The following is a 13,049-nucleotide window of genomic DNA, read 5'->3' on the forward strand; positions in this document are numbered from 1 at the left end:
GGGTAACTGAACCCTCCCTCTGCACCTGCGGATAGTTCCTCAGTTCCTACGTGAAAATCCGCAGATCTTCCACTGTTGAGAAGTTTTCCACGGGAAAAACAAATTGGCCAACGGGCTGGCTTTCATCCGCCGAGTTATCCCCAGCCAGCTGGGCCCGAATCTGCTATGAAAACTTGGCAAGCTGAAACTTGTCCACGATCAAAGAGCAAACTTGTCCACCTGTGTAAAAAGGCCGGGAAAAACCAATAATCCCCATTATCCACAGACCCTACATAATCATCATCTTTTCTTTTAAATATTTATTATTTTAAGAAGGGAAAAACGGGCGCGTCAGAAAGGCAGGCATAACATGGGTGACATTCTTTCGGATTGGTATTTCTGGACCAAATCCCTGCATATCGTCTCCGTCATCGCCTGGATGGCTGGCTTGTTCTATTTGCCGCGCCTGTTTGTCTATCACGCGGAAGTGGTCGGATCGGGTAATGAAACCGATGATCTGTTCCAGATTATGGAAAGACGGCTTTTGAAGGCGATCATGAATCCTGCGATGATTTCAACCTGGATCTTTGGTCTGTGCCTTGTGGCCACGCCCGGTGTGGTGGATTGGAGTGACCTCTGGCCCTGGCTCAAAGGTGGGTCCGTGCTTGGGATGACATGGTTTCACATGTGGCTGGCAGCCCGGCGCAAGGAATTCGCCGCAGGCACCAATCGTCTGCCCGGGCGGCGCTATCGCATGATGAATGAGCTGCCCACGCTTCTGATGCTTCTGATCGTCTTCTCCGTGGTGTTCAAATACTGAGATCACCCCGAATTTCTTGACTCACCGGCCCCCTTTGGCCTATGTGGCAGACAAGCAGGCCGTCCGGCCAATGCATCTTCACGACTGCACATCTGTTCCAACGACGCTTTAATGCGTATCGCAAGGCTATTCCTATGTCCGAAAACCGTCTGAATCTGGCTGATCTGAAAGCCAAAAGCCCAAAAGAGCTTGTGGCGATGGCCGAAGAGCTTGAAATCGAAAACGCCTCGACCATGCGTAAAGGCGAGATGATGTTCTCGATTCTCAAGGAACTGGCCGAAGAGGAGTGGATCATCGGTGGCGATGGTGTGCTTGAGGTGGTCCAGGACGGGTTTGGTTTCCTGCGCTCAACCGAAGCCAATTATCTTCCGGGCCCGGATGACATCTATGTCTCGCCCACGGTGATCCGCCAGTATTCGCTGCGCACCGGGGACACAATTGAAGGCATCATTCAGGCCCCCGGCGAGAACGAGAACTATTTCGCGATCACCAAAGTGGAAAAGATCAACTTTGGCGATCCGGAAGCGGCAAAACACAAGGTGGCCTTTGACAACCTGACGCCGCTTTACCCGGATGAACGCCTGAAGATGGAAATCGAAGATCCGACCATCAAAGATCGTTCTGCCCGGATTATCGACCTTGTTTCGCCGATCGGTAAAGGCCAGCGCTCGCTGATCGTGGCGCCGCCGCGCACCGGTAAAACCGTGCTGCTGCAAAATATCGCCCATTCGATCGAAGCCAACCACCCGGAATGTTACCTGATCGTGCTGCTGATTGATGAACGCCCCGAAGAGGTGACCGACATGCAGCGATCAGTGAAAGGCGAAGTTGTCTCCTCGACCTTTGATGAACCCGCGTCGCGTCACGTGGCGGTCGCTGAAATGGTGATCGAAAAGGCCAAGCGACTGGTCGAACATAAGCGCGACGTGGTGATCCTGCTCGACTCGATCACCCGCCTTGGCCGCGCCTTCAACACCACGGTGCCGTCATCGGGTAAGGTTCTGACCGGTGGTGTGGATGCCAACGCGTTGCAACGTCCGAAACGCTTCTTTGGTGCTGCCCGGAATATCGAAGAGGGCGGTTCGCTGACCATCATCTCTACCGCGCTGATCGACACCGGGTCACGGATGGACGAAGTGATCTTTGAAGAGTTTAAAGGCACCGGCAACTCGGAAATCGTGCTCGACCGCAAAGTGGCTGACAAACGCGTCTTCCCGGCAATTGACATCCTGAAATCCGGCACCCGGAAAGAGGATCTTCTGGTGGATGCCAAGGACCTGCAGAAAACCTATGTTTTGCGCCGTATCCTGAACCCGATGGGCACCACGGATGCGATTGAGTTCCTGATTTCAAAGCTGAAACAGACCAAGACAAACGGCGAATTCTTCGACTCGATGAACGCATAATTCTTGTGAATTAACAATGGCTTAGATATGGATACAATCTTTGCATTGGCATCTGCTCGCGGTAAGGCGGGCGTCGCGGTGGTCCGGATATCCGGGCCACAAGCGTTTCTGGCCGCCGAAACTCTTGCGGGATCGCTGCCGGAACCGCGCAAAGCAGGGCTGCGCCGGCTGACCGCTCTGGATGGCACCTATCTCGATCAAACCCTGGTGATTTGCTTTGAATACGGGGCAAGCTTTACCGGCGAAGATGTTGTTGAATTTCAGTTGCATGGTTCAACCGCCGTGGTCCGGGCTGTATTGGAAGAGCTTGGAAAGTTCGAAAATCTCCGTATGGCTGAACCGGGGGAATTCACCCGTCGTGCGCTGGAAAATGAACAGCTGGATCTGGCGCAGGTGGAAGGGCTTGCGGATCTTCTGGACGCCGAAACTGAGGCGCAGCGGAAGCAGGCGCTGAATGTTCTGTCCGGCGCGTTGGGAGAGATTGCAGAAAGTTGGCGCCGAGATCTGATCCGCGCCGCGGCTTTGCTGGAAGCCACAATTGATTTCGCAGATGAAGAGGTGCCAGAAGATGTGTCTCCGGAAGTTGATGATCTTTTGTCCGGTGTCATGCAAAGTCTGGGGCGCGAAGTAGATGGCGCAAAAATTGCGGAACGTATTCGAGACGGGTTTGAAATCGCCATTATCGGCCCGCCAAATGCCGGAAAGTCTACGCTCCTGAATGCGCTGGCCGGTCGCGATGCGGCAATCACATCAGAAGTGGCCGGGACAACCCGAGACGTGATTGAGGTCCGTATGGATCTGGCTGGGCTTCCGGTCACGCTTTTGGACACGGCCGGCATTCGTGAAAGCTCTGATCAGGTCGAAGCCATCGGCATTGATCGTGCGGTAAGTCGCGCGGCTTCGGCTGATCTTCGCATTTTCCTTCTGGACCAACCTGAGGCGAAACTCGGGATCAACCCGACAGAGGGTGACATCGTCGCCCTTGGAAAGGCTGATCTGACCGATGGCGAAGGGTTTCGGATTTCGGGAAAAACGGGTCAGGGGATTGATCGGTTGATCGAAAAGATCACGTCCATTCTGGAAGACCGGGTGCAGTCCGCTGGAATTGCAACCCGTGAGAGGCATCGCCAGGAAATGCTGCGTGCTTTCGACGCTTTGGAGCGTGCTCGAATCGAGATAGAGTTTGGACAGGACCGCGCCGAACTGGCAGCGGAAGAATTACGGAGCGCCGTTCGCGCTTTGGATGGCCTTGTCGGACGTGTGGATGTCGAAATGGTTCTCGATGAGATCTTTTCGAGCTTTTGTCTGGGTAAGTAGATCCTTGGGATTGGGAAAGGAGTGTTTCACGTGAAACATTCGAAATTCGATGTGATTGTGGTTGGCGGTGGCCATGCCGGCGCAGATGCGGCTCATGCCTCTGCGCGCATGGGGGCAAAAACCGCTCTGATCACTCTGAAAAAAGAAGATCTTGGGGTGATGTCCTGCAATCCCGCTATTGGTGGGCTGGGTAAAGGGCATCTGGTTCGGGAAATTGATGCGCTTGACGGGTTGATGGGGCGTGTTGCCGATAAGGCAGGTATCCAGTTTCGCTTATTGAATCGCCGTAAAGGACCTGCGGTGCAGGGGCCGCGCACACAGGCGGATCGGGCAATTTATCGACGCGAAATGCAGGCGGAGATTGCGGCGACGCAAAACTTGACCCTGATTGAAGGCGAGGTTGCCGATTTCTTGATGGACCGCGCGCAGGTCAAAGGCGTTGTTCTGGCGGATGGGGCGGAAATATCCGCAGGCGCAGTCATCCTTACCACGGGCACGTTTCTGCGTGGCGTTATTCATATTGGGGATGTGCAAAAGCAGGGCGGTCGCATGGGGGATAAGCCCTCCATTCGTTTGGCAGAACGGATGGAACAGTTTGATCTGCCTCTTGGTCGCCTGAAAACTGGGACGCCACCGCGCCTGGACACAAGAACAATCAACTGGTCGATTTTGGAAACCCAGCCGGCCGATGATGATCCGTCCATGTTCTCCTTTTTGCACAGCGCGCCGTTTGCGCGACAAATCTCGTGCGGTATCACCCATACGAATGAAAAGACCCACGAGATCATTAGGGAGAACCTGGATCGTTCTGCGATGTATGGGGGGCACATCGACGGCGTTGGGCCGCGGTATTGCCCATCAATCGAAGACAAAATTGTCAGGTTTTCCGATAAAACCTCTCACCAGATCTTTCTTGAACCAGAAGGCCTGGATGATATTGCGGTTTATCCAAACGGCATTAGCACCTCTTTGCCCGAAGATGTGCAGCAAGACTATGTGCGATCTATTGTTGGTCTCGAAAATGTCTCCATCCTGCAGCCAGGATATGCGATTGAATATGATTATGTTGATCCCCGTTCGCTGACTGAGACCTTGCAGGTCCGAAATGTTCAGGGCCTTTATCTTGCGGGTCAGATCAATGGGACAACCGGATATGAAGAGGCTGCCGCACAAGGTTTGGTTGCAGGTTTGAATGCAGCTGCAGAAGTGTTGGGGCGCAAAAAAATCCTGTTTTCCAGATCCAGTTCATACATCGGGGTGATGGTCGATGATCTTATCACCCGTGGTGTAACAGAACCCTACCGCATGTTCACCTCCCGGGCTGAGTTCCGTCTTTCTTTGCGCGCAGACAACGCTGATCAGCGCTTGACGCCAATCGGGATTGAGATCGGATGTGTTGGAGAGACACGGAAGGCGCGGTTCCTGAAAAAGCAGGAGGATCTGGAGAGTGCCCGCAAAATCCTGACTGAGAAGACTTTCACACCACAAGATCTTGAAGGTTCCATTTTTCAAGTTCGCAAGGATGGGACAAGAAGAAGTGCGTTCACGCTCCTTTCCTTTCCTAAGGTAAGTTTTGATGATGTTCTGAACCTCGATCCTGCATTTGAAACTATCTTGCCTGAAATTCGTGAACAGATCGCAAAAGACGCGCTTTATTCCAATTATCTGGAACGGCAAGAAAAAGATGTCGCGGCGATCAAGCGCGACGAAGCGCAGGAAATTCCAGAGAATTTCAAGTTCCAGGGAATGGATGGTCTTTCAAATGAACTTGCGGCGAAACTCACTGCTGCCCAGCCAAGAAACCTTGCCCAAGCAGCGCGTGTTGAGGGGATGACGCCGGCGGCCTTGACACTTTTATTGGCAAAAATACGTAAGGCTGAGCGTTCAAAAAAAGGTGTAGCGTGACCAATACCAAAATTTTTTCACAACAGTTCGATGTTTCACGTGAAACATTGGAACGGTTGGAGATCTACGCGAGTCTACTCAAAAAATGGAACCCGGCCATTAATCTGGTCGCGCCCTCAACCATCAATGACTTGTGGAAAAGGCATTTTCTAGATTCGGCGCAGGTGTTTTCTGCCCTTCCTCAGGACGCAAAGAAATGGTGTGATGTGGGAACGGGCGGGGGGTTCCCTGGTCTTATCGTTGCGATACTTTCTCAGGAAAAAGTACCTGAACTTCAGGTAACATGTATTGAAAGCGATCTTCGAAAAGCAACGTTCTTGCGAACTGTTTTGCGCGAGACCGGCGTTCAGGCGAGTGTGCTTTCAGAGCGAATTGAGCAGGCCGAACCACAGGCCGCTGACGTATTTTCCGCGCGCGCCCTTGCCTCACTTGATAAGTTACTGGAATTTTCGGAACGGCATTTGTCACCGAATGGCGTGTGTGTGTTTCAAAAAGGCGCCAGGTATCAGGAAGAAGTTGAAGAAGCCCTTGAAAACTGGTCATTTCAATTGGATAAAATACCAAGCGTTACAAATTCAGACGCGGTCATTTTGAAAATTGGAGCGATCAAACGTGCTTGACCTTACTTGTCCTGCAGGGACCAAGATTATCGCTGTTACCAATCAAAAAGGCGGCGTGGGTAAGACAACGACAACCATCAATCTGGGGGCCGCGCTGGCCGAACAGGGGCGAAATGTACTCTTGGTTGATCTGGATCCGCAGGGAAATGCATCAACAGGGCTGGGAATCGAACTGGCAGATCGTTCTTTGACCACCTACGATGTGTTGATTGAAGAGGCGCCACTTTCCAGCGTTATTGTCGAAACCGACGTTAAAGGTTTGTGGATTGCACCGGCGACCACAGATCTTTCTTCAGCAGATATTGAACTGGTTTCGAACGAAAAACGCAGCCACTTGCTTCATGATGCACTGCGTACACAAGATGTTGAGGGGTTTGACTATGTGCTTATTGACTGTCCCCCCTCTCTTAATCTTTTGACCGTGAATGCCATGGTGGCCGCCCACAGCGTTTTGGTGCCGCTGCAAAGCGAGTTTTTTGCGCTTGAGGGGCTGTCTCAGCTGATGCTGAGTGTTCGAGAGGTGCGCCAATCCGCCAATCCGGATCTGCGGATCGAAGGAATTGTTCTCACAATGTATGATGCCAGGAACAACCTGTCCCGTCAGGTTGAGGCCGATGCGCGCGACAACCTCGGAGAGCTGGTTTTTGACACCATTATTCCAAGAAATGTAAGAGTTAGCGAAGCGCCATCCTTTGCCTTGCCCGTGCTGTCTTATGATCCGCATTCTAAAGGCAGCCAGGCGTATCGCGACTTGGCAGCAGAACTTGATGGCAGGAAATAGGAGGCAAGAATGGCAAATAAAGCAAAAAGCCGTGGTCTGGGGCGTGGTCTATCCGCATTAATGGCCGATGTAACGCCGGAGCCGACCGTCCAAGCGGGTGCAGTTGCCGTTCGGAAGGCTGATCAGATGATGCCGATTGAAAAGGTTCATCCTAATCCGGATCAGCCGCGCCGCACATTTACCCAAGATCAATTGGATGATCTGGCCGCCTCGGTAAAGGAAAAAGGGGTCATCCAGCCTCTGATCGTTCGTCCTGATCCAAAAGATGATGGCACCTACGAAATTGTTGCGGGTGAGCGGCGCTGGCGTGCGTCGCAGATGGCTCAGTTGCACGAGATCCCGGTTATTATTCGGACATATACCGACACTGAAGCGCTCGAAGTTGCCATCATCGAGAATATTCAGCGTGCTGACCTGAACGCGATCGAAGAAGCGGCGGGCTATCGCGATCTGATGGATCGCTTTGGCCATACGCAGGAAAAAGTGTCAGAGGCGCTCGGAAAAAGCCGGTCCCACATTGCCAATTTGCTCCGCCTTTTGAACCTGCCCGCTGATGTGCAGGAGTTTGTACGTGACGGGAAGCTGACCGCTGGTCATGCACGAACACTGGTCACGGCGGAAGAGCCCCTGGCCTTGGCAAAGCAGATCATCGCAAAAGGCCTGTCGGTGCGCGAGGCAGAACGTCTGGCGAAGAAACCGAAGGGAGAGGCCAAACCGGTTGCGCGTCCGAAATCTGATAAGGATGCGGATACGAAGGCGCTGGAGGGGGACCTTTCGGCCACTTTGGGAATGAAGGTTTCCATTGACCACAAACCGGGCACCGAAGGGGGCGTGGTGACCATTCGTTACCAAAGCCTTGATGAACTGGACGATATCTGCGGAATTCTGGGCGCGTAACCCGGAAATCAGTCCGGCAAAATCTCTCGCAGTATCGCATTCAACACAGGGCGGCCATCCTCGGTCGCCCTTAGTGTTTTCTGATCCATGGAAATCAGTTTAATTTCAGATAAGTCTTTGATTTTATTGTGATTAAGAGATGTCTGGAATTGTTGGGACAGGCGGTCCAGATCTACGCCCTCGGTGGTGCGTAACCCCATTAAAAGGTATTCTGTTACCTGCTCCCCCAAAGGCAGAGGGGCTCTCTCGCGCTTGTCAGTGTCCCCCAGGGCGTTCTCCAGCCATTTGCTCGGCGAGAGAGGGGTTTCTGTTGCCCATCTGTTCTGCCCAAAAGACAGCCGACCATGGGCCCCGGGACCGATCCCGACCCAATCCCCTGACCGCCAATAGATCAGGTTGTGCCGGCTTTCCTCACCGGGGCGGGCGTGGTTGGAAATTTCATAGGCCGGAAGCCCCGCAGCGGCCGTGGCCTCCTGCGTATGGAAAAACATGTCAACCGCCAGATCTTCCTCAGGCAGGCCCGCCAGTTTCCCCGCATCAAACCGTGCACCAAACGCGGTGCCAGGTTCGATGGTCAGCTGATAAAGAGAAAGATGATCCGGGCTGAAGCTCAGCGCGCGGTCCAGTTCAGCCTGCCACTCAGGCAGGGTCTGATCCTGCCGCGCATAGATTAGATCGAAGTTGACCCGCGAAAAATGCTGGCGCGCAATTTCCAGCGCGCGCAGACCTTCGTCAACGCTATGCAATCGTCCGAGTTTGCGAAGGTCGTCGTTATTCAATGCCTGAAATCCCATCGAGACACGGTTAACGCCCGCCTCGCGATACCCTGCGAAATTCCCGGCCTCGATCGAGGTCGGGTTGGCCTCAAGCGTGATTTCGATATTGTTTGCGAAGGTCCAAAGGTTAGAGGCTTTGTCGATGATCGCCGCTACTGTGGCGGGGTCCATCAGGCTGGGGGTGCCGCCGCCGAAGTAGATCGAAGACAAAACCCGGCCCGGTGTCTCGGCGCCATAACGGTCCAGCTCTTTCAGATAGGCAGATGCCCATTTCGATTGGTCAATCTGCGCCGAGACATGGCTATTGAAATCGCAATAGGGGCATTTTGAGGCGCAAAACGGCCAGTGGACATAAAGTCCGAATCCAGCCGTTTGCCAATTCTCAGGCAAAGCTGCCTGCCACGAGCTTTGCGAAGGCGTCTGCGCGATGGCTCATTTCGTGTTTTTTGTCGGGGTCCATTTCACCAAAGGTGATGTCGAAGCCTTCGGGCACAAAGATCGGATCATAGCCAAACCCCTGATCGCCGCGCATCGGCCAGGTCAGAGATCCTTCAACTTTGCCCTCAAACAGCTCGTCATGGCCATCCGGCCAGGCGAGGCAGAGCGTGCAGCAAAACCGTGCGGTGCGGGGCAGGGGGGCGTTTTTCTGTTCCAGAAGGGTCCAGGTTTTTTCCATCGCCATCGGGAAATCCCGGCCATTTCCAGTCTCGGCCCAATCGGCCGTATAGACGCCGGGGGCCCCGTCCAGCGCATCAACCATGATCCCGCTGTCATCGGACAGAGCAGGCAAACCCGTTGATTTTGCAGCAAAATGTGCCTTGATCCGGGCGTTTCCGGCAAAGCTGTCTTCGGTTTCTTCCGGCTCTTCCAATCCGTGATCGGCGGCTGAGGTGACGGTGACCCCAAAGGGGGCCAGCAAAGCTGCGATTTCGCGCAGCTTGCCTTTGTTGTGGCTGGCGATGACCAGCTCTTTTCCGTCAAACTTGCGGGTCACTTGGTGGCCTCAATCGCAGCGGCTGCCAGTTCTGCACCGCCTTTTTCAGCCAGATCCATCAACTGGTTCATCTGATCACGGTTGAAGGTTGCACCCTCGGCCGACATCTGCACTTCGATCAGTTTGGCTCCGGACATGACAAAATTGCCATCCACGCCGGCCACGGAATCTTCGGGGTAATCCAGATCAAGCACGGGCTGGCCAGCATAGATGCCGCAGGACACGGCGGTGACCGGATCGCCCAGCGGATCGGTGGAAATGTCACCGGCTTTCAGAAGCTTGTTCACAGCAAGACGAAGTGCAATCCAACCCCCGGTGATGGAGGCGCAGCGCGTGCCGCCATCAGCCTGGATCACATCACAATCGACGGTAATCTGCCGCTCGCCCAGACCCACAAGATCCACACCGGCACGCAGGGAACGGCCGATAAGGCGTTGAATTTCCACGGTCCGGCCTTGCTGTTTGCCGCTTGCGGCCTCACGGCGCATCCGTGATCCAGTAGAGCGGGGCAGCATGCCGTATTCGGCGGTGACCCAGCCTTTGCCAGTGTTGCGCAGGAACGGGGGCACACGCTCTTCCAGCGAGGCGGTGCAGAGCACATGGGTGTCGCCCACGCGGATCATGCAGGACCCTTCTGCGTGCTTTGTGACCCCGGTCTCGATTGAAATCGAGCGCATTTGATCTAAATTTCTACCAGACGGGCGCATGGCATTCCCCTTTATTTGAAACCTATAGGCGTGATACCCATGGGTCCGGCAGAAAGGCAAGGCATTAGCGCATGGAAGACGGATCTGACCTGATCAAAGACATGAATACCCGCTCGCGCGAGGTGTTCCGCTGTCTTGTGGAAAGCTATTTGGAAACCGGGGATCCGGTCGGGTCGCGCACATTGACCCGCGCGATGACCGAGAAAGTATCGGCGGCGACCATTCGCAACGTGATGCAGGATCTCGAGTTTATGGGGCTTCTGAATTCCCCCCATGTGTCAGCCGGTCGGGTGCCCACGGATCTGGGGCTGCGGTTGTTTGTGGATGGGTTGCTGGAAGTGTCCAACCTTGATCACAGTGACCGGGAAAAGATTGATGCCACGGTTGGGAATGTGCCCGGCGATGTGGGCACGATGATGGATCGGGTGGGGCAGGCGCTGTCGGGGATCACTGCCGGCGCCAGTCTGGTTCTGACACCGAAACATGAAGCGCCGATCAAGCATATCGAATTTGTGTCACTTGGCCCGGAGCGCGCCCTTGTGGTGCTGGTTTTTGCCGATGGTCAGGTGGAGAACCGGGTGTTCACCCCACCTGCGGGCCAGACGCCATCCTCCCTGCGCGAGGCGGCGAATTTCCTCAATGCAATTGCCGAGGGGCGCACCATTACCGAGCTGCGCGGCGATATGGGGGATGAGATTGCACGCCGCCGGGCGGAGCTGAACACATTGGCGCAGGAGCTGATTGATGGTGGGGTGGCACTGTGGGCCGATCAAGGGGGGCAGAACGAGCGGCTGATTGTGCGGGGCCGGTCGAATCTCCTGTCGGGCACCGAAGAAGAAGCCGATCTTGCGCGCATTCGCACCCTGTTTGACGACCTCGAACGCAAGCGCGACATCGCCGATTTCCTTGAACTGGCGGATCAGGGGGACGGGGTGCGCATTTTTATTGGCTCCGAGAACAAACTTTTTTCACTTTCGGGTAGCTCTTTGGTGGTTTCCCCTTATATGAACGCTGATCGAAAGATCATTGGTGCCGTGGGGGTGATTGGACCGACCCGGCTGAATTACGGACGGATCGTGCCGATCGTGGATTACACGGCGCAACTGGTTGGCAAGATGATCTCGGATCGAGGATAGAAGATGACCGACGCGAAAAAGACACCGGCGGAAGACGTGGAAGCCGCCATTCAGGAGTTGATGACCGAGCAGGCCGGAGATGAGCCGATGTCGCTGGACGATCTGGCCAATGAACTGCCGCCAAGCGAGGAGATCCTGGCGCTGCAGGCGGAGCGGGATGAGTATAAAGACCGGTTCATGCGCGCCTTGGCGGATGCGGAAAATGCCCGCAAACGGTCCGATCGGGACCGTCGTGAGGCCGAGAATTACGGCGGATCAAAGCTGGCCCGTGATATGCTGCCGGTCTTTGACAATATGAAACGCGCGGTGGAAGCGGCCTCGAAAGTGGACAATGAAGCGTCCAAACCGCTGATCGAAGGGATCGAACTGACCATGCGTTCGCTTCTGGGCATTTTTGAAAAACATGGCATCCGTCTGGTTTCGCCGGAAGTCGGTGACAAGTTTGACCCGGAACAGCATGAAGCGATGTTCGAAGCTCCGGTGCCCGGCACCAAGGCGGGGGATGTGATCCAAGTGATGGCGGAAGGGTTCATGATCCATGACCGCCTGCTGCGTCCGGCCCAGGTGGGTGTGTCCTCGACCCCGGCTTGAATTTTCCCCTCAACAGGGACGATAAAACCGCGTATGAAACTCCCGTCATTGACGGGAGTTTTCTTTTGCGCATCCTTATTTCCCTCCTCGTTCTCGTCTGGGCAAATATTGCTCAGGCTCAGAATTATCCCTATTACTCAGAGCTTTACGTAAATGATTTTGCCGCCATCCTCTCACCTCAAGAGGCGGATCGCCTGCGCGCCACGCTTGAGGAGCTGCGCGAAAAACGCGGGGTAGAGTTTACGCTTGTCACTCTCAAAAGCCTCGCAGATCACGCCTATGAGGGTCCGATTGAACCCTTTGCCACTGGACTGTTCAATGCCTGGGGCGTTGGCGATGCGACCAGAAATGATGGGGTGATGATGCTGGTCGTGCGTGACGATCGGGTGATGCGGATCGAAGTCGGCTCGGGCTATGGAACAGACATGAACGGGCCGATGCAGCGGGTGATCGACCATACGATCCTGCCTGAATTTCGCGATGGGGATTACGTGAACGGGATCCTGTCCGGCGTTGATGAGGTGATTTATGAAATCACGGGTGTCTATCCCGGAGATTACGATGTCCCCCGGTATCAGGTCGTCGCAAAACAGGGGTTGCGGCAGGTGAAACGGTATTGGCCACTGTCACTTGCGGGCGTCGGTGCCTTCTTGTTTGCCGCTTGGCGGTTCCTGCGCCGCCGCGCGCCACGCCGTTGCCCCAATGACGGGACATGGATGATCTGGCTGAGCGAGACTGATGATGATGCGCATCTGATCAAGGGGCAGCTTGCAGAAGAACGGCTGAAAACCGCAGATTATGATGTCTGGCTTTGCCCGGCCTGTGACAATGCGCATGTGATCCGTCGCAAGAAATGGTTCACCTCCTACAGCCGCTGCCCGCGATGTGATTTTCACACATTGAAGACGGACACCACCACGCTGGAAAGTGCCACGCGACAGTCAACCGGGCGGGCCCGGGATGACTTTTCCTGCGCGCAATGCGGCGAAAGCTGGAGCGCGACACGGACCTTGCCAAAGATCACATCCAGCCGCTCCTCCTCGTCGTCATCCGGTGGATTTGGTGGAGGCAGTTCCAGCGGGGGCGGCGCGTCCGGGCGTTGGTAGCTGGGGCGCTGCCC

13 protein-coding genes are annotated in these 13,049 nt (G+C 55.0%); 10 read left to right on the plus strand and 3 right to left on the minus strand.

The features are described 5' to 3' along the window. The first annotated feature begins 349 nt into the window (after window positions 1-349). The 7 genes from hemJ to XMD517_RS10700 all read left to right on the plus strand — a co-directional run bounded on the left by hemJ (window position 350) and on the right by XMD517_RS10700 (window position 7,725). Window positions 350-799, plus strand: coding sequence for a protoporphyrinogen oxidase HemJ (gene hemJ, locus XMD517_RS10670; protein WP_173487858.1), 450 nt, complete (start codon window positions 350-352; stop codon window positions 797-799). A 134-nt stretch (window positions 800-933) separates the two neighbouring features. Further along, complete coding sequence (gene rho, locus XMD517_RS10675) at window positions 934-2,205, plus strand: transcription termination factor Rho (protein WP_173487857.1); 1,272 nt, start codon at window positions 934-936, stop codon at window positions 2,203-2,205. Window positions 2,206-2,232: 27 nt separating this feature from the next. After that, complete coding sequence (gene mnmE, locus XMD517_RS10680) at window positions 2,233-3,522, plus strand: tRNA uridine-5-carboxymethylaminomethyl(34) synthesis GTPase MnmE (protein ID WP_173487856.1); 1,290 nt, start codon at window positions 2,233-2,235, stop codon at window positions 3,520-3,522. A gap of 30 nt (window positions 3,523-3,552) precedes the next feature. Continuing rightward, window positions 3,553-5,427, plus strand: a complete 1,875-nt coding sequence (gene mnmG, locus XMD517_RS10685) for a tRNA uridine-5-carboxymethylaminomethyl(34) synthesis enzyme MnmG (protein WP_173487855.1) — start codon at window positions 3,553-3,555, stop codon at window positions 5,425-5,427. After that, window positions 5,424-6,047, plus strand: a complete 624-nt coding sequence (gene rsmG / locus XMD517_RS10690) for a 16S rRNA (guanine(527)-N(7))-methyltransferase RsmG (RefSeq protein WP_371734348.1) — start codon at window positions 5,424-5,426, stop codon at window positions 6,045-6,047. The genes mnmG and rsmG overlap by 4 nt, the downstream gene beginning before the upstream one ends. Beyond that, window positions 6,040-6,828, plus strand: a complete 789-nt coding sequence (locus XMD517_RS10695; protein WP_173487854.1) for an AAA family ATPase — start codon at window positions 6,040-6,042, stop codon at window positions 6,826-6,828. Before rsmG ends, XMD517_RS10695 begins: the two co-directional genes overlap by 8 nt. A 9-nt stretch (window positions 6,829-6,837) precedes the next feature. Further along, window positions 6,838-7,725, plus strand: a complete 888-nt coding sequence (locus XMD517_RS10700; RefSeq protein WP_173487853.1) for a ParB/RepB/Spo0J family partition protein — start codon at window positions 6,838-6,840, stop codon at window positions 7,723-7,725. An 8-nt stretch (window positions 7,726-7,733) separates the two neighbouring features. On the opposite strand, the gene hemW is transcribed toward XMD517_RS10700, so the two are convergent. From hemW to rph, 3 genes are read right to left on the minus strand one after another with little or no spacing between them, the layout of a single operon-like run. Next, window positions 7,734-8,891, minus strand: coding sequence for a radical SAM family heme chaperone HemW (gene hemW, locus XMD517_RS10705; RefSeq protein WP_173487852.1), 1,158 nt, complete (start codon window positions 8,889-8,891; stop codon window positions 7,734-7,736). Next, window positions 8,884-9,495 carry an RdgB/HAM1 family non-canonical purine NTP pyrophosphatase gene (gene rdgB, locus XMD517_RS10710; protein WP_173487851.1) on the minus strand — a complete coding sequence of 204 codons (612 nt, stop codon included), beginning with the start codon at window positions 9,493-9,495 and terminating at the stop codon, window positions 8,884-8,886. The genes hemW and rdgB overlap by 8 nt, the downstream gene beginning before the upstream one ends. Continuing rightward, window positions 9,492-10,202: a ribonuclease PH gene (gene rph / locus XMD517_RS10715; RefSeq protein WP_173487850.1), complete on the minus strand. Its 711-nt coding sequence runs from the start codon at window positions 10,200-10,202 to the stop codon at window positions 9,492-9,494. The genes rdgB and rph overlap by 4 nt, the downstream gene beginning before the upstream one ends. Window positions 10,203-10,273: 71 nt before the next feature. Here rph and hrcA point away from each other — a divergent pair, with 71 nt between their 5' ends. The 3 genes from hrcA (at window position 10,274) to XMD517_RS10730 (ending at window position 13,035) form a co-directional block, all read left to right on the plus strand. Continuing rightward, on the plus strand, window positions 10,274-11,338 hold the full coding sequence (gene hrcA / locus XMD517_RS10720; RefSeq protein WP_173487849.1) for a heat-inducible transcriptional repressor HrcA: 1,065 nt from the start codon (window positions 10,274-10,276) through the stop codon (window positions 11,336-11,338). Window positions 11,339-11,341: 3 nt separating this feature from the next. Then, a complete protein-coding gene (locus XMD517_RS10725) occupies window positions 11,342-11,929 on the plus strand; it encodes a nucleotide exchange factor GrpE (RefSeq protein ID WP_173487848.1) in 588 nt (195 codons plus the stop codon). A 65-nt stretch (window positions 11,930-11,994) separates the two neighbouring features. After that, complete coding sequence (locus XMD517_RS10730) at window positions 11,995-13,035, plus strand: YgcG family protein (RefSeq protein ID WP_173487847.1); 1,041 nt, start codon at window positions 11,995-11,997, stop codon at window positions 13,033-13,035. Window positions 13,036-13,049: the final 14 nt, after the last annotated feature.

The organism is Aliiroseovarius sp. xm-d-517 (assembly GCF_013283135.1).
In the GTDB taxonomy this organism is placed as follows: Bacteria; Pseudomonadota; Alphaproteobacteria; order Rhodobacterales; family Rhodobacteraceae; genus Aliiroseovarius; species Aliiroseovarius crassostreae.

Coding starts and splice junctions, on each gene's coding strand:
- hrcA (WP_173487849.1), top strand. CDS start 10,274: ATGGAAGACGGATCTGACCTGATCAAAGACATGAATACCCGCTCGCGC.
- XMD517_RS10700 (WP_173487853.1), top strand. CDS start 6,838: ATGGCAAATAAAGCAAAAAGCCGTGGTCTGGGGCGTGGTCTATCCGCA.
- rph (WP_173487850.1), bottom strand. CDS start 10,202: ATGCGCCCGTCTGGTAGAAATTTAGATCAAATGCGCTCGATTTCAATC.
- rho (WP_173487857.1), top strand. CDS start 934: ATGTCCGAAAACCGTCTGAATCTGGCTGATCTGAAAGCCAAAAGCCCA.
- hemJ (WP_173487858.1), top strand. CDS start 350: ATGGGTGACATTCTTTCGGATTGGTATTTCTGGACCAAATCCCTGCAT.
- XMD517_RS10725 (WP_173487848.1), top strand. CDS start 11,342: ATGACCGACGCGAAAAAGACACCGGCGGAAGACGTGGAAGCCGCCATT.
- mnmE (WP_173487856.1), top strand. CDS start 2,233: ATGGATACAATCTTTGCATTGGCATCTGCTCGCGGTAAGGCGGGCGTC.